The sequence below is a fragment of the Bradyrhizobium sp. USDA 372 genome, from assembly GCF_053629095.1.
Genome location: NZ_JBRJHR010000001.1, coordinates 18,521 through 36,272, shown reverse-complemented (window position 1 = coordinate 36,272; position 17,752 = coordinate 18,521). Strand labels below are relative to the sequence as shown.

The window sequence follows — 17,752 nt, the reverse complement described above, 5'->3', positions numbered from 1 at the left end:
TGCTGACGGCGCGTCTCCGCTTGGTTCTGTCTCATCGTCATCCTCCGGTGCCCCCGCTGCCCCGAGTGGATGCTTACAGCTTTGGATAGACATCTTACGATCGATGAAATCTGCCCGCGAAGAACTTTCTTAAATTGTACGCGCACGGAACCGGAGGGCGCGCAAGCGGAAAGCCCGGCACGAGGGCCGGGCTTTCGTTGGAGCTAGTGCTTCTGGTGCCCGCCGGGCCCGCCCGCCGGTGCACCGCCGCCATGCGGCGCGGCATTGACGCGCGGAGCACCGCCACCGCCGTGCGGCATGGCAGGCGCAGCGGCACGCGGCGCCGGCGTCTGCGCATGCGCGTTCATCGGCGAACCATGGCTGACGCTCGGCTGCGCCGCATGCGGCATCGAGGGCCGCGCGGCCGGCGCGGCCGACACGCGCGGTGCTTCATGCGCGCGCGGCATCGGCTGGGTGCGGACGGCAGCACGGCCTGCAGCCTGCTCGTGCATCATGCGCGCCTGTGCATCGCGCGGATTGCGGCTCTGCGCATTGACCCGCTCGTGCGCGATGCGCTCGCTGCTGCCGGCGCGCGTCCGGTCGGTTGCTACTCCAGCGTCGCGCTTGGCGATCGCAGCGTCGCGTTTTGCGATCGCAGCGTCCGGCCGCGCGGTGACGGCGTCACGTCCGGAGATGGCGGCCTCGCCCTTGCCGCGCACGCCGCTGCGCTCGAGTGCGGCCGCCGCATCGCGCGTCGCCGCGCGACCGATGCGGGCTGCGCGCGGATCGAGCGTCAGCCGCCTCGCAAAGCGCTCGTGCGAGCTCCAGTAATTATTCCAATAAGCGTGGCGGCGGTACCAGGGCCGTCCCGCATAGTAGCTCGACCAGTACGAGGTCAGCACGAACGGCACGACGGGCACGTCGATCTCGTCGACATAGTCGGGGAGATAGACGTAGCGATTGCGGTAGAGATATTCGAGATATTGCGACGACACCCAGCCGCGATCGTCGGAGAAGCTGACGTCGCACCAGGCCTTGCCGCGCAGGCAGCCATGGATGTTGACGCGGGCGCCTCCGGGGATGCGATCGACCAGGGGAAAGCCCGTGCCCGGCCCGGCCCGCAAGCCGGTCGAGACGGTCACTATGCCCGGCGCGGCCAGCGCGGCTGTCGGGACGAGTAGCAATGCGGCAACCAGAACGCTTCTGAATTTCATGGCGTGTTCCTCCTCTTTCGACGGAACGCGCAGGCGGAACGAGCGTTCCGCCCGTCATCATCGCATCAGCAGAAAGATTGAGAACGCGCGCACGCGCGAAGTTCAATATTCATCCATCGTTCATCGGCACGGCGCTTTCGGCGTCACTCCACCGGCAGCATGAAGGCGTCGAAGAAGGAAGCGAGCCCGGCAAAATCGTCGAGCCGCAGCACGGTTGCTACATACTGGTCGGGCCGCACCACGACCATGCAGCCGGCCGTCCGATCGATGCCGCGCATCGTGAAAACGTCGTGGCCGCTCTTGAGGTCAGGGCAGAACATCTTCTCGTAATCGTGCAAGCCGTAACGGCCTTTGCTCGGGAGCAACATCGCCGGCATCGCCTCGATGGCAAGCTCGCGATGGTCCTGCTGAAACACCGCGCGCAGATCGATCACGCTGTCGATGTCGGCTCCAACAGGAGTATACCGACGGATCGGTGATTTCCGGGACTCCGAGAGGAAATTGCACAAGGCGCGAATGGCCGAGCCCGACGCAACCGGGTTCTCAGCGGGCGAGAATGCGTAGATGCGGAAGCGTCCGTCGGCCTGCGCCGCGTGGCCGAGATGCACCGGCTTGGCGTCCGCCAGCCGGATCACCGGCGCGGAATGGAAGCGCTTGCCGACGATAAAGCCCTGCGCGAGATGCTGATGCGTGGCCGCGCCTGTCAGCACCGAGGGCCTGTAATGCGTTGCCGTACCCGCCGTGTAGCGTCCGTGCCGGACGAAATAGTCCTGCGTCTTGGCGGCATCGGCGCCGCCGGCCTTGGCGGCGGAGGCGAGGATACCTGCCCACTCGCGATCGAAATCGATCAGCTCCTTCGCGACCGCCTGGCGCTCGGCCGAGTAGGAATGCAAGAGGCTCGGCGCACACTGTCTCCGCAGTACGGCCGCGAGCTTCCAGCCGAGATTGAAGGCATCCTGCATCGAGACGTTCATGCCCTGCCCCGCCTTCGGGCTGTGGGTGTGGCAGGCATCGCCGGCGATGAAGATGCGCGGCAGGCGCGCAGCGACCTCGCCTTCTGGTACGTCGTCGAACTTGTCGGTGAGGCGCTGGCCGATCTCGTAGACCGACCACCAGGCGATTTCCTTCACCTCGAGCCGATGCGGCTTCAGGATCCGCTGCGCTTTCGCGATCACGTCGTCGGCCGTGATGTTGCGATTGGCAACGCGTTCGCCGGCATCGAGCTTGGCGAGCTCGACATAGATGCGGACCATGTAGCCGCCTTCGCGCGGAATGATCAGCAGGCTGCCGTCCTTCGCCGACTGGATCAGCGACTTGAAGCGGATGTCCGGAAAATCGGTCACGGCCAGCACGTCCATCACGCCCCAGGCGTGGTTGGCGGAATCCCCGTGCAGCTCGCGACCGATCGATTTGCGCACCGTGCTGCGGGCGCCGTCGCAGCCGACGACGTAGCGGGCCTTGATCGTCTCGACATTGCCCTCGTTTGCGGCATCGACGCGTTCGAGGCGCACGGTCACGGCATGATCGTCGGCAGCGGCGGCCGGATCGACATTCAGATCAAGCACACGTCGGCTGTAATACGGCGCGAGCTTCGCCGGCGATTTGCGCATGACGTCGAGAAAGCAGTCATGGACGCGCGCCTGGTTCAGGATGAGGTGCGGGAATTCCGACAGCCCGTCCTCGACGTCCTGCACCCGACCGCTGCGGACGATGTTCTCCGGCGTCCCTTCATCGGGCTTCCAGAACGTCGTCTCGTTGACCCAATAGGCCTCCTTCAGCACGCGCTCGCCGAAGCCATAGGCGTGGAACATCTCCATGGTGCGACAGGCGATGCCGTCGGCCTGGCCGACCAGCAGGCGGTCCGGCTTCTGCTCGACGATGCAGGTCTTGACGTCAGCGAATTGCGCGAGCTGGGCGGCGAGCGTCAGGCCCGCCGGCCCGCAGCCGACGATGAGGACATCGACCTCGCCAGGCACGGCGCCCGCCGCCCCCGATGCCTGAACGCGCGCGGCAGGATCGGCGATTTCAGGGTCGCCCGGCTGAAATCCATTGAGATGGAATTGCATGAGCACCTCTCCCCGCCAGTTTCTGCTTGAATATTGCTCAGTATGCTGACTATCAGTATGCTTGTCAACGACCCGCGGCGCCCCTGCCCGCAGAGGAGATTTCGGTGAAAGACAACAACGACATGCCCGGCCATCTGGCGCGCCGCTTTCAGCAGATCGCGGTCGCGGTGTTCCTGGCCGAGGTCGAGGACGCCGGCTTCGATCTCACGCCGGTGCAGTACGCCGCGCTTGCGACCATCAAGGCCAACCCGGGGCTCGACCAGGTGACGCTCGCCGGATTGATCGCCTACGATCGCACCACCATCACCGGCGTGATCGATCGCCTCGTCCAGAAGGGCCTTGTGGAGCGTCGTCCGTCCAGCCGCGACCGCCGCGCGCGCGAGCTCGAGATCACCGACGAGGGCCGGCGCACGCTGCGCAAGATCACCCCGGCCGTTGAATCTGCGCAGCGTATCATGCTGCGCGGCCTCAGCGCGAAAGAGGGCGAGGAGCTGCTGCGGCTGCTGCGCAAGGCCATCGCCGCCGGCAACGAGCTCAGCCGCGCGCCGCTGCGCGATGCGCAAGTCTGATCTCCGGCCATGTCCGTAATTGTCGCAGCGCACGAAACCAGGAACTAACCTTCGGCTGCTAACGTCGGCGCGCATTGGGCGCTTAACGCGCGATTAACTTTGCGGGGCGGAGTTTCGGATGTTCAGGTTCCTCGTTGTAGCCGCGGCCATCGCGCTCTCCGGTCACGCGCTCGCCAACGGCCATGGCGGCGGCGATGCCGCGCCGCCGAAGCCCGAGGCGACGACTGCGCCGGCGAAGGTGGTCCTGACCAAGCAAGGTCCCAAGCTCGTCGATCTCAAGGGTATGACGCTCTACTATTACGAGCGCGACACCACCGGAAAGACGTCGAACTGCAACGGCAAGTGCACCGAGAGCTGGGTCCCGTTGCCAGCGACCGCAGACGCCAAGGCCGTCGGCGATTTCACCGTGATCAGCCGCAACGACGGCAGCAAGATGTGGGCGTACCGGTATCGCCCGCTCTATACCTCGCCCGCCGACAAGGCGCCGGGCGACGCCAACGGCAACGCCACGACGCTGCAATGGCGGGTCGCCCGGCCTGAGTAGCCGCACACAAACAATCCACGAGAACGCGATCCGGCCGGTCGGGCGGCCTTACCCCCGCCAGCGTCCACCCGCCTCGGCCTGCGCGCTCTGCCCCGGCGGCAGCACCACGACCATCGAATTGAGCTTCACCCGGTCGTAGAGATCGATGACGTCCTCGTTACGCATCCGGATGCAGCCGGACGAGATCGCCTGCCCGATATATTCGGGCTGGTTGGTGCCGTGGATTCGATAGAGCGTGTCCTTGTTGCCGACAAAGAGATAGATGCCCCGCGCGCCCAGCGGATTGGCGGGACCGCCGGGAACGCGCGCCGGATACGGGCCGAGTCGCGCCTGGATATCCGCGGTCGGAACCCAGTCCGGCCATTCCGCCAGGCGACCGACCCGCGCGACGCCGGAGAACGCCATGGCTTCCTCGCCGACGGCAACGCCGTAGCGGATCGCCTTGCCCTCGGGCAGCACGTAATAGAGATAGCGCGCGTCGGTATCGACCAGGATCGTGCCCGGCTGCTCCTTGCGGTGGTAATCGACGATGTGACGCAGATATTGCTCGGGCACGTTCGCCTTCGCGTAAGGCGCATGCGCGAGCAACTGACGGTCGCGCGGCGTCATGCTCGCATCCGTCGATGGCGAAAGTGTCGTCTGCATGCAGCCGCCCAGCGGCAGCAGGGCTGCGACGAACAAAACGAGTAGAGATCTTGGCACCGCCGGCCCCCCCAATAGCGGAACAACAGCGCCCCCAGCAGCGCCAGATATTGCCAAAATCATGCTGAAAACAAGGCGGTGCGGGAACACATGCGCGTGTTCGGCAAATTGGGTTCCATCACCACAAACGGCGGAAGACTGTCGCATCATCTCCATCCCCTCGCCTTGCTTTGGTCAAACCCGGCTGGACTCGTGCGTCATGGGGACCGGCATGGGCTCACCTCGGATCAGCCCCGCGCCAATGCGGATGACTTAAACCTCGAACACTGCGCTTCAAAGGAGCTGCGATGCTCGCGACGCTGAACGCCAAGCAAATCGTCGATGAGATCGTGAAGGACACGGTCAAGGACAACGATCCGCACGACGCGGTCCAGATCTCGCCCGAGATCGTGCTCGCCTCACGCCCCACCAGCGCATCGCCTGCGCTGGCGCCGGAGATCGCGCGGCGTCCGGAGCCCAAGTTTGCCCCGGAGCCCAAGCTCATGCCGAAATTCACGCTGGAGCCCGCGCGCGCGCCCGAGCCCACCATCAACGTCGTCTACGGAAAATCCGCCGCGGCCCCGTCGATCGATACAGCTGTCCGCGTCACCTCCAGCGATGGTCCCGTGATGAAGAAGCGATCCACGGTCCGCAAATGGCTGCGCGGCGCGTTCGTCACGTTCCTGCTTGCCGGCGCCAGTGTGGCCGCCAGCGTGGCCTGGGAGAAGCACGGCGACACGGCAAAGCAGTTGCTGGCCGAATGGACGCCGGCGCTGACTTCGCTGCTCCCGACGACCTCGTTGCTGTCTGCGACACCGCAGCAAAGCGCGCCGGTCGCCGCCGCCGAGGCCGCGCCGCCGGCAGCCGAAGCCACACCCAACCAAACGGCGGACCAAGCTGCGACCCCGCCCGCGGCTCAGCTTGCTGCGGCCGCGCCTGCAGCGACACAGCCTGTCGATGCAGCGCAGGTGCAATCGATGACACGCGATCTCGCCGCGATGGCGCAGCAGATCGATCAGCTCAAGGCCAACATCGCCGAGTTGAAGGCCGGACAGGAGCAGATGGCGCGTGAGATGGCCAGGCCTCCTGCACCGAAGCCGGTCACCGAAGCGCGGCCGCCGGTCGATCCGCGCGCACGCGCCGCCGCGCTCCCGCCGCAGCCTGTCGCGCCGCAGCCTGTCGCGCCGCCGGTTCGCAAGCCCAAGCCGCCTGTGACGCGGACCTACATGCCGGCCTCTTCGCCCTCGCCGCTCGCACCTCCGCCGCCGCCATCGCAGGCCGCTGCCGCGCCGCCGTCAGCTGCGCCGACGACGCAAGCCGTTGCCGATGACGACGGACCGATCGTGCGCCCGCCGATGCCGCTGCGTTAGAGCATGATCCGGACCCGAAGGGCCGCGTTAGCGCAAAGCGCGTGGCGGTTTTCCGAAGAGATCATGCTCAAACACTAACCTGAGGCGCGATGACGATTCATCGCATCGCGCTTTAGAGCAACGCCGCGGCCTCGCTGTCGTGCGTTCGCGTACGCTGTCCGAGTCGATGCGATGCGTTAACTCCGGGGAATTACGGGAAGCGATCTCACGCTCAAGAGAAAAGGCCGTCGGGATCTATGCCGGCGGCCTTCTCTTGCAGCTCCCGGTTCCCGGAGCCCGGTTCTGCTGCAATTCCATGCCTTAATGATTGCGCAGGCATATTTAATAAATTCCTAACGACCCCGCACACTGCACATCATTTCTGCGCCATAAGCTCAGAGATTGCGCGCTCTGTTCGTTCGATAGATATCGACTCAGTGGTATCATCCGACATGCGTTGAGACTTGCACTGAAGCTCAGATCGTCACACCGGGGAATTCGGATGCCCTACTACTATTTCGATCTCGTGGTTGGTGAAGAGTTCAAGAACCAGGGTGGAATCATCCTCGAAGACATCGAGGTTGCCTCCGATCGCGCCGATCAATTGGCTTGCGAGCTGTCGCAGGTGAAGCCGGAGCTGCAGCAGAAGGGCTGCGCGGTGCGCGTCACCGATCGCGATCACAACGAGCTGTATCGCACGCCGCTCGATCCGGTGCCGGCCTGGCAGCGCTAGGCTAATCCAGCGCCGGCGCCTCGAACCAGTTCGTCAGCGACAATCCACCGTCGACGACGAAGGCTGCGCCGGTGACGTAAGCGGACAGCTTGTTCGACAGCACCGTGAGCGCCATCGGTGCGAGGTCATTGGCCTCGCCGAGCCGCCCGAGCGGAATGTGCCGCGCCAGCGCGGGATCGGCGACGAACCCGCCGGCTGCGATCGCGCCGGGCACCAATGCATTGACGCGGATGTCGTAACGTCCGAGCGTCTTGGCCAGCTCCTTCACCAGCATCGCCATGGCGGCCTTTGCCGTCGAATAATGCGGCAGGTTGCGCGGCGTGCCCGCATGCAGCGACGTCAGAAACAGGAACGAACCCGGCCGCTTCGCCGCGATCAGCCGCTTTGCCAGCGCGCGAGCGAGGTGAAAGCCGGCATCGAGATTGACGGCATGCATCTCCTGCCAGGTCTTGCGATCGACCGCGAGCGCATGATCGGCCTCGCGTCGCGGCGGCGAGGCGCTGTGGACGAAATGCGTGACCTCGCCGAGCGCCGCGTGTGCGGCCGTCAGCAGCTCATCGCAGGCCCCGAGGCTGGCGAGATCGCCGACCCAGGGCACGGCGAGACCAGGCCTCTCGCTCGCGCCGATCGCGGCGCGCACCCGCTCCGCGCTCACATCCGCGAACACGGTGCGGACGCCCTCGCCGACCAGGCCGAGCGCGATCGCGCGGCCGATGCCATTGCCCGCGCCGGTGACGAGCGCGGTGTCGCGTGCGGGATCGAACGGCGTGCTGAACAGGCTCATGTCGCGCTCCGATGCTGGGAAGCAGCAGGTTAGCCCACCGCCCCGACGGACGACAATCGCACTGCGCACCATTGCGGAGCGGCGCGCCGGACGCTAGCCTCTCGGGAAAACGGAGGAGGTCCCAAGGATGCGCACCGGTTTTCTGATGACGGCCCTGTTGCTGTTGGCCACGCCGGCCCTCGCGGGCGAGGCGCCACCGCGGGCGACCTATGTGACGATGGTGTTGCAGGCCTTCGCCGCCAAGGTCGAGTGCCCCAACACCGATCTCGTCTATCAGGACCTCGTGCAGAGGGCGCAGCAGATGCAGCTGCCCGACGGCACCACCGAGAAGGTGCGCAAGGCGATCGCCTGGATGCACACCGGCGGCAAGATGGGCGAGAAGCAGGACGACGATCTGATGGCGGAAGTCGCGGTTGCGACCCAGGCGACCGATATGGACCAGCGCCGCCTCGGCATGTCCGGCTGGTGCGAAGCCCAGAAGACCAATCTCGCCGGCCTGATCCGGAGCAAGGGCGGCTAGCGCCCCGGCATTGCCGCGTTAAGCACGCCGCGACGGAACCTCTGCCGCGGCCCAAAATCGTCACAATCCTCGAAAGCATGCGGCCTCTTTCCGAATTCGAACAGGAGGTCCTCATGCGGAATATCCATTTCGTTTTCGCCGGCGCGATTGCAGCCGCCGCGGTGCTGACTGCGCCCGCCCTGGCGAGGAATTCCGACGCCCAGAGGGCCGCGGAAAAGTCCACCTCGCCGTCCTGCAGTGCCTATCAGCAGGCGCCGGACGGCACATGGGAACCGCTGCCCTGCAGGGAATCGGGCGAGCGCGCGCAGCCACAGACACAAAATCGCACGTCGCAGCAGGGCGCCGATCGCGAGGAGCGTTGAAGACGTTCGCGCGTTCGAATGTCAGCTCTGATGCGGGCCGCGCATGATCTTCATGGCGTCCACGATGTGACGCCATTCCCTCGCCTCGTCGGCCTCGCCGCGGCCCTCGCAGGCCTGGGCCTGCTCCGCGGCCTTCGCGATCGCAGCAAAGCCGTGCTTTTCGAGCATCTGCCTGGCAACGGTATGAACCTGGACCTCGGACATCATGGGCGCTCTCCCGTCTGACCGGCCGCGGTGCAACGCTGCCGCGGGTTGTTACAACGGTCGAGGCGCGGGGCGCGTTCCGTCCCATCGATGCGAGCGGCAAGACAAAGGCGGCCCGCCATGCCCGGCGGACCGCCTTCTCACCCACCCCAAGACGGGAGGCTACGGCCGCGTCCCTACGCGACCGCCACCTTTTTCCGCTCGATGTCGTTGGGCACCTCGATATCGACCTCGAGGGTCGAGACCTCGTCGCCGCGCTCGAGCCGGACGATGACCTTGGTCGGGTCCAGCGTCACATGCTTGGACACGACGGCGAGAATTTCCTCACGCAGCACACCGAGCAGATCGGGCTGGCCGCGCATTCCGCGTTCATGGGCAAGCAGGATCTGCAGCCGTTCGCGCGCGACGGGTGCCGAGGCCTTCTTGCCACGGAGAAGTCGAAGCAGACCCATGCTCATGCAGCCCTCCGTCGCAGCAGGCGGTCCATAAATCCTCTGCGCTCGGCAGGAACGTGCATCGTCACGTTCTCGCCGCAGAGGCGCTTGGCCGCGTCCATATAGGCTCGTGCCGGCGCTCCATCGGCATTCGACAGAGTCACGGGCGTGCCGACGTTGGAGGCCTTCAACACGTCCTGGCTCTCGGGGATGATGCCGAGCAAGGGCGTGGCAAGGATCTCCAGGATGTCATCGATGGTCAGCATCTCGCCGCGCGCGGCGCGCGAGGGATCGTAGCGGGTGATCAGGATGTGCTTCTCGACGCGCTCGCCCTTCTCGGCCCGCACCGTCTTGGAATCGAGCATGCCGATGATGCGGTCGGAATCGCGCACCGAGGAGACTTCCGGATTGGTGACGATCACGGCCTCGTCGGCAAAGCGCATCGCCATGGAGGCGCCGCGCTCGATGCCGGCCGGGCTGTCGCAGATCACCCAGTCGAACCGGCTGCGCAACTCGGCGATGACCTTGCCGACGCCCTCTTCCGTCAGCGCGTCCTTATCGCGGGTTTGGGAAGCCGGCAGCAGCCATAAATTCTCCAGCCGCTTGTCCTTGATCAGCGCCTGCGGGAGCTTGGCGACGCCCTGCACGACGTTGATGAGATCGAACACGACGCGGCGTTCGGCCCCCATCACGAGGTCGAGGTTGCGCAGGCCGACGTCGAAATCGACGACGACGACCTTGTCGCCGCGCTGCGCCAAGGCAGCTCCCAGCGCGGCGGTCGTCGTGGTCTTGCCGACCCCGCCCTTGCCTGATGTCACGACCAGTACCTTACTCATCTGAAATGTCTCCTTTGCTGGTCAGTTCAGTGCTGTAATTCGCATGGTATTCCCCTGCAGCCAGGCCTGCGCCGGCTTGCCGCGCAAGGCGGCGTCGATGTCGTCCGCAGTCTGGTAAAACCCGTCGATTGCGAGCAGTTCGGCCTCGATCTTCTGGCAGTAGATGCGCGCGCTGGTGTGTCCGTTGACGCCCGCCATGGCGCGGCCGCGCAGCGCGCCGTAGACGTGGATGGAGCCGCCGGCGACGACCTCGGCGCCGGAGCCGACCGAGCCGAGGATGGTGACGTCGCCGTCCGGGAAGATCACGGTCTGGCCCGAGCGCACGGGGCTATCGAGCAGCAGGGAGGTCGGCTTGCTCTCCGCCTTCGTCTCGGCCTTCTTGGGCGCGTTCGGCTCGACCACGCAGCTGCGCCCGCCCGACAGCAGCGGCGGCATCGTCGGGGTCAGCCTCGCCTCCTCTACGCCCTCGATGCCGAGCACGCGGATGTTGCGGTCCTGCAGACTGGTGAGCAGATGGCCGATACCGACCTGGCTGAGATCGACCGAGGACAGGTCGATCACCACGGGCCGGCCGGCGAAGAAGCCCGGCGAGCGCGCAATCGTGGCATCGATCTCGTGCAGCCAGTCCTGGACCGGAACCGTCGGCGTGAACACGAAAGCCACATAGGAGCGCCCCCGCAGGCGCACCATTTGACGTTGGACCTTTGCTGCAGCCTCCATGGCGGCCGACTCGTTCCCTGTTATTGAATGGTTAACGATGCGGCGGATATGGTTAACAGCGGGTTAATTCTCCGCGGGGTTACGTGGACGGGGGTGAGCCGGAAATCGGTTGGCGCCGGTCTCGTGTCCCGGACGCGCTGCAGCGTGCAACGCTGCTGCGCAGAGCCGGGACCCAAACCAGCCGGGTCATGTTCTCGGCGAAATGGGCCCCGGCTCTGCAGCGCACCGTCTAAGGGACGCTGCGTTGCGTCCGGGGCACCGAGAGGTGGGCGAGGCACACTCTCTCCGCAGAGTCATTGCGGGCGCAGCGAAGCAATCCAGACTGCCTTCGCGGAAAGACTCTGGATTGCTTCGCTGCGCTCGCAATGACGGAGTATGGGGTGACTACTGCCCCCTACTTCTTCACCTTGCTCGCGTCCATCTTGATGCTCTGGTCCAGCATCCTGGTCGTGAACGCCGTCGTCACGTCGAACGGCTTCTCCATGCCGAGATAGGTCTGGACCAGCTCATAGTCCTTCTTCATCCGCTCGCCGTCGATCCAGCCGAGCCCCTTGCTCGTGGTGAACTCGTCGGTCATCAGGAACTTGATGCGCTCCCACTGGCGCTCCTGATTCTCCTTGTCGAGACCGGAGACCTGATCGAGCAGCGCCTTCAGGCATGGCGCGACGTCGGCGACACAGGCTGCAAAGGCCTTCTGCGTGACGCGCACGAAGTCTTCGACGACCTTCGGGTTCTTCTGCAAGTAAGCGCCGTTGACGATCAGCGAATTACCATAAGGGTTGAGCCCGATGTCCTTCCAGTTGACGTAGCCGAGGTCCTGGCCGAACTCGATGACCTTGAGGTCGTGCTCATTGTAGAAGTCGCTGATGATGTCCACGGTGTGGCTCTTCAGCGCTGCGATCTTCGCGGTCGGTCCGACATTGACGAAGCCGACGGAATCGGGCGCAAGCCCTGCGGCCTTGGCGAAGGCCGGCCACATCACGCGCGAGGCATCGCCCGGCGGATTGCCGATCTTGTGCCCGGCAAAATCCTTCACGCCGTTCACGCCGTAGCTCTTCAGCCAATAGAAGGTCTGGCCGGTATTGGCATAGACGCTCATCACCGCAACGGCGTCGGCGCCCTTGCTCTTGGCCACCAGCATGGTGGCGAGATCGGCGACGCCGAACGGCGAGCCGCCCGAGCCGACCTTGGCGGCGGAGACGCCGGAGCCCTTGCCGGTCTCGATGGTGAGGTCGATGCCGGCCTTCTCGTACCAGCCCTGCGCCTTGGCAAAATAATAGGGCGAATGGTCGGCCGTCGGCGTCCAGTTCAGGATCAGATTGACGGCTTCTCCCGCATGCGCGGGCGCCGCCGACACACCGAGCCCCAAGGCCAACATCAGGGCAGAGCCCGCCGCCTGCAAACGCTTCATCGCATCTCTCCTCGTTGCCGCGACCCGGCTTGTCGCTCTCCCCTTGTGAGGATACCAATGCAACAAGCCCGCCCTTCACTTGTCAACTGTTTGGTTGGAAATGCCCGCAAAACGATCTGGCGACACCGTGCCGCAGCGCCGCGACCCCGTCGCCACCCGCAGGAAGCTGCTGACCGCGGCGCGCCAGGAATTCGCCCGGCACGGATTTGCGGGCGCCCGCGTCGACGAGATCGCCGAGCGCGCCGGCGTCAACAAGCAGCTCGTCTATCATTATTTCGGCGACAAGGACGCGCTGTACCTCTCGGTGCTCGAATGGGTCTATGAGGACATCCGCGCGCAGGAGCGCAGACTCAATCTCGAGGGTCTGCCGCCGGAGAAGGCGATCCGCAAGCTGATCGAAGCTTCGTTCGATCACCTGGCGGCGAACCCTGATTTCATCGTGCTTTTGAACGACGAGAACCGCGGCGGCGCCCGCCACGTCCGCGGCTCGACCCGGCTGGAGGCGATGCATTCACCGCTCGTGAAGAGTGTTTCGCACATTCTCAACGAGGGGGTTCGCTCGGGCGTGTTCCGCAAGGGGATCGATCCTGTCCAGCTCTATATCTCGATAGCGGGCCTCAGCTATTTCTTCTTCTCCAACACCCCGACGCTGTCGGCGATCTTCGGCAAGGACCTGGCGAGCCGCAGCGCACGGCGCGCCCGGCGACGGCATGTCGCCGACCTCGTGCTGCAGTCGCTCCGGCCATAATCAACCAATTGGTTGAAACTTCCCCGGAGGACGGCTAGGCTTGCGGCCGGCGGCAGGGTGACTGCCGACAACAGGAGCAATCGGTGGCAGGAGACAGCGCACGCGCCTCGCGCAGCTTTGCGATCATCCTGATCGTGCATCTCGCCGTGCTCGTGCTGTGGCAGGTGGCGGTCGACGCCTTCCACGTGCCGAAATTCATCCTGCCCTCCCCGCTCGCGACGGTGCAAACGCTGGGAACGGCGAGCTATGCCTGGGGCGCCAACACGCTGGTGACGGCGGTCGAGATCCTCGGCGGCTTTGCGCTCGGTGCATTCGTCGGCGTGGCGCTCGCGGTGATCTTCAGTTGGGCACCGCTGCTCAGCCTCGTGCTGCTGCCGCTGTTCGTGACGCTGAACATGATCCCGAAGGTCGCGCTCGGCCCGCTCTTCATCGTCTGGTTCTCCTACGGCATCGTGCCGAACATCTTGATCGCCTTCAGCATCTGCTTCTTCCCGATCCTGCTCACCACCGCGCGCGGCCTGCGCGAGGTCGAGCCCGATCTGCTCGACCTCGTCAAATCGCTGCGCGGCTCGCGATGGACGCTGTTCCGCAAGATCCAGCTGCCGGGATCGCTGCCTTACATCTTCTCCGGAATGAAGGTCGGCGCAATCCTGGCGGTGGCCGGCGCCATCGTCGGCGAGTTCATCGCCTCCGAGCGCGGGCTCGGCTACCTCATGATCCAGGTGCAGTCCTCGCTCGACACGCCCGCGATGGTGATGGCGGTCGTGCTGCTGACCCTGCTCGGCGTTGCTCTCTACGGCCTCGTGCTCGCCCTCGAACGCATGTTCGTCGTGGGCGATGCAAGACAAACCTAAGGACGGCAGACTTGAAGGATAGAACCATGCTCCTCACCCGCCAGACGCTGCCGAAAACCATCCCCGATGTCGCAGCCCTCGACGATCTCCTGTGCCGGCCGAGCCAGGCGCTGATCGACGACCTCGCCAAGGTCGAGGGCGACATCATGATCCTCGGCGTCGCCGGCAAGATGGGCCCGACGCTGGCGGGGCTCGCGAAAGCCGCCGTGCCGGATCGCCGCATCATCGGCGTTGCGCGTTTCAGCGACGCGGGCGTGAAGAACTGGCTACACGAACGCGGCGTGGAGACCATCAATTGCGACCTGATGGACGAGAAGGCGATTGCAGCGCTGCCGAAGGCGCCGAACATCATCTTCATGGCCGGTCGCAAGTTCGGCGCCGAGGGTGATCTGTCGCTGACCTGGGCGATGAACGCGCATGTCCCGGCGCTGGTCGCGCAGGCGTTCCCGTCCTCGCGCATCGTCGCGTTCTCGACCGGCTGCATCTATCCGTTCGTTCCCGTCGACGGCCAGGGCTCGACCGAGGACATGGCACCGAACCCGCCCGGCGAATACGCCCAGTCCTGCGTCGGCCGCGAGCGCATGTTCGAACATTTCTCCCGCAAGTTCGGCACGCCGGGCCGCCTGTTCCGCCTCAATTACGCGATCGACATGCGCTACGGCGTGCTGCACGATATCGCCACAAGAGTGCTGACCGGCACGCCGATCGATGTCAGCCTGGGCCACGTCAACTTCATCTGGCAGGGCGATGCGTCCTCACAGGCGCTGCGCTGTCTCGCTTATTGCACGACGCCGACCTCGCCGATCAATGTCAGCGGTCACGAGATCCTGGCGGTACGCGATCTCGCCGAGAAATTCGGCGCAAGGTTCGGCCGCGCGCCGGTGCTGACGGGCAAGGAGGAGCCGACGGCGTGGCTGACCGACACATCAAAGGCGGTCGAGCTGTTCGGCCTGCCCGTCGTCGACACCGAGCAGTTGATCGGCTGGACCGCGGATTGGGTCTCTCGTGCCATGCCGAGCCTCGGCAAGCCCACCAAATACGAGGTGCGCGATGGACGCTACTGACGCTCCACCCATCCTCAAGCTCGGCGTCCAGGATGCGATCGCCGCCCTGGCGCTCTCGACGGAAGCGCAGTGGAACCAGACCGAAGAGGACTGGCGCATCTTCCTGCGTGATGGTGTCGTGTTCGGCATCCGCGACGGCGCGCGATTGGTCGCCACCGCAGCACTGCTGCCCTATTCCGGCAACAACGCCTGGGTCAGCATGGTGCTGGTATCAGGCACGCACCGCCGCCGCGGCCTTGCAACGCGCCTGGTCGATGCCTGCCTGGAAACCGCGCGCAAGAACGGCCTGACGAGCTGGCTCGATGCCACGCCCGACGGCGCCGCCGTCTATGGACCGCTCGGGTTTACGCCGACGCTGCAATTGCGCCGCCTGAAGCTGGCGAGGCCCGGACGTGCCGAAGCGGCGCCATCGTCATCCGCAACACTCGATGCGCTTTGTGCGCGCGACCGGCGGGCCACCGGCTTCGACCGAACCGCCCTGCTCTCTGCCTTCGCCCAGCGTCCGGGCTCGCGCATCCTCGCCGCGAATGGCGCCATTGCGCTGGTCCGCGACGGCCGCACCGCCCGCCATATCGGCCCGCTATTGGCCGACGATGCCGCAGCAGCTCTGGCTCTGGTCGACGCGATCATGCGCTCCGAGACCGGCCCGCTGCTGCTCGATGCCGTCGCCTCGCAAACCGCGTTGCTGGACGGCTTGACCGCCTCCGGCTGGACCATCGAGCGCCCGTTCCAGCGTATGCGGTTCGGCCCCGCCACCATCGCTGCGTACGAAACGCCGTTCGCCGTCGCCGGCCCCGAATTCGGATAGGACATCATGCACCACAGCCAGATCAATGGCGAAATCCGCAAGCTGATCGCCGAAGGCACCGTGCTGCCGGCACATCCCCTCGCGCTGACCGCCGAGCGCCAGCTCGACAAGACGCATCAGCGCGCGCTGACGCGCTATTACATCGACGCCGGCTCCGGTGGCCTTGCGGTCGGCGTGCACACCACGCAATTTGCGATCCGCGATGTCGGCCTCTACCGTCCCGTGCTCGAGCTCGCCGCCGAGACCGCCGCGAACTGGACCACGCGGCCGCTGGCGATGGTCGCCGGCCTCGCGGGTCCGACAAAGCAGGCGGTCAGCGAGGCCCGCACCGCGCGCGATATCGGTTACCACGCCGGCCTGCTCAGCCTCGCCGCGATGAAGAGCGCCTCCGAGGACGAGATCATCGCGCATTGCACGTCCGTTGCCGCAGAAATCCCGCTGGTCGGCTTCTACCTCCAGCCGGCGGTGGGCGGCGTCATCCTGTCGAGCCGGTTCTGGCAACGCTTTGCTTCGATCGACAATGTCATTGCCATCAAGATCGCGCCGTTCAACCGCTACCGCACGCTCGATGTCCTGCGCGGCGTCGCTGCGGCGAGCGCGCTCGACCGCGTCGCACTCTACACAGGCAATGACGATCACATCCTGCTCGACCTGGTGCTGCCATTCGATCTTCGCGACAACGGCGTGACCACCCGCACCTATTTCAAGGGCGGCCTGCTCGGCCATTGGTCGGTATGGACGGCCGAAGCGATCAAGCAGTTCGAGCGCTGCAAGGCGGCGCGGCACAAGGACAGCGTACCCGCCGACCTGCTCGCGCTCGATGCCCGCGTCACCGATTGCAACAGCGCCTTCTTCGATGTGGCCAACAATTTTCACGGCTGCATCGCCGGCTGCCACGAAGTCTTGCGGCGCCAGGGCCTGATGCGGGGCCTGTGGTGCCTCGATCCGGACGAGAGCCTCAGCCCAGGCCAGAAGGAGGAGATCGACCGCGTCACGCGCGAGCACGCCGACCTCAGCGATGATCAGTTCGTCGCCGCCAACTTGAACAAATGGCTGGCATGAGCTCAGACCCGTTCATCAGCCTGCAAGGCGTCCGCAAGGTCTATCGGAGCGGCGGCGCCGAATTTCTCGCCGTATCCGACGTCACCATGGACGTGGCTGAGGGTGAGCTCGTCTCGTTGGTCGGCCCGTCCGGCTGCGGCAAGACCACGGTGATGAAGATCCTGGCCGGCCTGCATGGCGCCGACGGCGGCAGCGTCAGGATAGGCAATGCCAACAGCCCGTTCGATCCGACGCGTGACATCGGCATGGTGTTCCAACAGGCGCTGCTGCTGAAGTGGCGGACGATCCTGGACAACGTGCTGCTGCCGGCCGAGATCGTCGGCCTGCCGATGAAGGCCGCGCGCGAGCGGGCGCACGATCTGCTCAACCTCGTCGGGCTCGCCGGCTCCGAGCAGAAATATCCGCAGCAGCTGTCCGGCGGCATGCAGCAGCGCACCGCGATCGCGCGTGCCTTCATTCACGATCCAAGACTGATCCTGATGGACGAGCCGTTCGGCGCCCTGGACGCGCTGACGCGCGAGCAGATGAATCTGGAGATGCTGCGGATCTGGCGCGAGAGCGGCAAGACCATCATCTTCGTCACGCATTCGATCCAGGAGGCGGTGTTCCTGTCGTCGCATTGCGCCGTGCTGACCGCGGGCCCGGCGAAGATGGCCGACTATTTCGCGATCGACCTGCCCTTCCCGCGCGACCTTCCGCTGAAGACCACGGACGCGTTCGGCGCCTATGCACGGCGGATCTATGCGAAGCTGGGACTGGGGGCGGCGTAGGCCGCTCGCTCAGATCTCGTAGTCCCGTAGGGTGGGCAAA

21 protein-coding genes are annotated in these 17,752 nt (G+C 65.6%); 12 read left to right on the top strand and 9 right to left on the bottom strand.

Annotated features, from left to right (window positions below; translation table 11 throughout):
- Positions 1-203: 203 nt before the first annotated feature.
- Both AB7M16_RS00215 and AB7M16_RS00210 read right to left on the bottom strand, forming a co-directional pair.
- Positions 204-1,193 (bottom strand): SH3 domain-containing protein, encoded by a 990-nt coding sequence (locus tag AB7M16_RS00215; protein ID WP_453942800.1) that lies wholly within the window; start codon positions 1,191-1,193, stop codon positions 204-206.
- A gap of 143 nt (positions 1,194-1,336) precedes the next feature.
- Complete coding sequence (locus AB7M16_RS00210) at positions 1,337-3,259, bottom strand: FAD-binding monooxygenase (RefSeq protein WP_453942799.1); 1,923 nt, start codon at positions 3,257-3,259, stop codon at positions 1,337-1,339.
- Between the two features lie 104 nt (positions 3,260-3,363).
- On the opposite strand from AB7M16_RS00210, the gene AB7M16_RS00205 reads away from it, so the two are divergent.
- Together AB7M16_RS00205 and AB7M16_RS00200 are read left to right on the top strand one after the other, a co-directional pair.
- The gene (locus AB7M16_RS00205; protein ID WP_453942798.1) at positions 3,364-3,828 is read left to right on the top strand and encodes a MarR family winged helix-turn-helix transcriptional regulator; all 465 of its coding nucleotides are present in this window, start codon (positions 3,364-3,366) and stop codon (positions 3,826-3,828) included.
- 118 nt (positions 3,829-3,946) lie between these two features.
- Positions 3,947-4,372, top strand: a complete 426-nt coding sequence (locus AB7M16_RS00200; protein WP_453942797.1) for a COG4315 family predicted lipoprotein — start codon at positions 3,947-3,949, stop codon at positions 4,370-4,372.
- Between the two features lie 48 nt (positions 4,373-4,420).
- On the opposite strand, the gene AB7M16_RS00195 is transcribed toward AB7M16_RS00200, so the two are convergent.
- Complete coding sequence (locus AB7M16_RS00195) at positions 4,421-5,017, bottom strand: L,D-transpeptidase (protein ID WP_172788550.1); 597 nt, start codon at positions 5,015-5,017, stop codon at positions 4,421-4,423.
- Positions 5,018-5,361: 344 nt separating this feature from the next.
- Here AB7M16_RS00195 and AB7M16_RS00190 point away from each other — a divergent pair, with 344 nt between their 5' ends.
- The gene (locus tag AB7M16_RS00190) at positions 5,362-6,423 is read left to right on the top strand and encodes a hypothetical protein (RefSeq protein ID WP_453942796.1); all 1,062 of its coding nucleotides are present in this window, start codon (positions 5,362-5,364) and stop codon (positions 6,421-6,423) included.
- A 481-nt stretch (positions 6,424-6,904) separates the two neighbouring features.
- Entirely contained in the window at positions 6,905-7,135 is a 231-nt protein-coding gene (locus AB7M16_RS00185) for a DUF6894 family protein (protein WP_025035960.1), read from the top strand.
- Between the two features lies 1 nt (position 7,136).
- On the opposite strand, the gene AB7M16_RS00180 is transcribed toward AB7M16_RS00185, so the two are convergent.
- On the bottom strand, positions 7,137-7,919 hold the full coding sequence (locus tag AB7M16_RS00180) for an SDR family NAD(P)-dependent oxidoreductase (protein ID WP_453942795.1): 783 nt from the start codon (positions 7,917-7,919) through the stop codon (positions 7,137-7,139).
- Positions 7,920-8,046: 127 nt separating this feature from the next.
- Between AB7M16_RS00180 and AB7M16_RS00175 the strand changes: the two genes are divergently transcribed.
- A complete protein-coding gene (locus AB7M16_RS00175) occupies positions 8,047-8,439 on the top strand; it encodes a hypothetical protein (RefSeq protein ID WP_172788547.1) in 393 nt (130 codons plus the stop codon).
- Positions 8,440-8,552: 113 nt separating this feature from the next.
- Entirely contained in the window at positions 8,553-8,801 is a 249-nt protein-coding gene (locus AB7M16_RS00170; RefSeq protein WP_212258781.1) for a hypothetical protein, read from the top strand.
- 21 nt (positions 8,802-8,822) lie between these two features.
- Here AB7M16_RS00170 and AB7M16_RS00165 read toward each other — a convergent pair whose 3' ends face one another.
- The 5 genes from AB7M16_RS00165 to AB7M16_RS00145 form a co-directional block, all read right to left on the bottom strand.
- Positions 8,823-9,008 carry a hypothetical protein gene (locus tag AB7M16_RS00165; RefSeq protein ID WP_172788546.1) on the bottom strand — a complete coding sequence of 62 codons (186 nt, stop codon included), beginning with the start codon at positions 9,006-9,008 and terminating at the stop codon, positions 8,823-8,825.
- A 173-nt stretch (positions 9,009-9,181) separates the two neighbouring features.
- On the bottom strand, positions 9,182-9,463 hold the full coding sequence (gene minE / locus AB7M16_RS00160; protein ID WP_172788545.1) for a cell division topological specificity factor MinE: 282 nt from the start codon (positions 9,461-9,463) through the stop codon (positions 9,182-9,184).
- The gene (gene minD / locus AB7M16_RS00155; protein WP_036022837.1) at positions 9,460-10,275 is read right to left on the bottom strand and encodes a septum site-determining protein MinD; all 816 of its coding nucleotides are present in this window, start codon (positions 10,273-10,275) and stop codon (positions 9,460-9,462) included. Before minD ends, minE begins: the two co-directional genes overlap by 4 nt.
- A gap of 21 nt (positions 10,276-10,296) precedes the next feature.
- Positions 10,297-10,995: a septum site-determining protein MinC gene (gene minC / locus AB7M16_RS00150; RefSeq protein ID WP_453942794.1), complete on the bottom strand. Its 699-nt coding sequence runs from the start codon at positions 10,993-10,995 to the stop codon at positions 10,297-10,299.
- Between the two features lie 394 nt (positions 10,996-11,389).
- Positions 11,390-12,406, bottom strand: coding sequence for an ABC transporter substrate-binding protein (locus AB7M16_RS00145; RefSeq protein WP_453942793.1), 1,017 nt, complete (start codon positions 12,404-12,406; stop codon positions 11,390-11,392).
- Positions 12,407-12,506: 100 nt separating this feature from the next.
- Between AB7M16_RS00145 and AB7M16_RS00140 the strand changes: the two genes are divergently transcribed.
- From AB7M16_RS00140 to AB7M16_RS00115, 6 genes are all read left to right on the top strand, one after another.
- Positions 12,507-13,154, top strand: a complete 648-nt coding sequence (locus tag AB7M16_RS00140; RefSeq protein WP_453942792.1) for a TetR family transcriptional regulator — start codon at positions 12,507-12,509, stop codon at positions 13,152-13,154.
- A gap of 83 nt (positions 13,155-13,237) precedes the next feature.
- Positions 13,238-14,008, top strand: coding sequence for an ABC transporter permease (locus AB7M16_RS00135; RefSeq protein WP_453942791.1), 771 nt, complete (start codon positions 13,238-13,240; stop codon positions 14,006-14,008).
- A 26-nt stretch (positions 14,009-14,034) separates the two neighbouring features.
- A complete protein-coding gene (locus tag AB7M16_RS00130) occupies positions 14,035-15,072 on the top strand; it encodes an NAD-dependent epimerase/dehydratase family protein (RefSeq protein WP_453942790.1) in 1,038 nt (345 codons plus the stop codon).
- Positions 15,059-15,880: a GNAT family N-acetyltransferase gene (locus AB7M16_RS00125; protein ID WP_453942789.1), complete on the top strand. Its 822-nt coding sequence runs from the start codon at positions 15,059-15,061 to the stop codon at positions 15,878-15,880. Before AB7M16_RS00130 ends, AB7M16_RS00125 begins: the two co-directional genes overlap by 14 nt.
- A 6-nt stretch (positions 15,881-15,886) precedes the next feature.
- The gene (locus AB7M16_RS00120; protein ID WP_453942788.1) at positions 15,887-16,942 is read left to right on the top strand and encodes a dihydrodipicolinate synthase family protein; all 1,056 of its coding nucleotides are present in this window, start codon (positions 15,887-15,889) and stop codon (positions 16,940-16,942) included.
- Positions 16,930-17,712, top strand: a complete 783-nt coding sequence (locus tag AB7M16_RS00115; RefSeq protein ID WP_453942787.1) for an ABC transporter ATP-binding protein — start codon at positions 16,930-16,932, stop codon at positions 17,710-17,712. Before AB7M16_RS00120 ends, AB7M16_RS00115 begins: the two co-directional genes overlap by 13 nt.
- Positions 17,713-17,752: the final 40 nt, after the last annotated feature.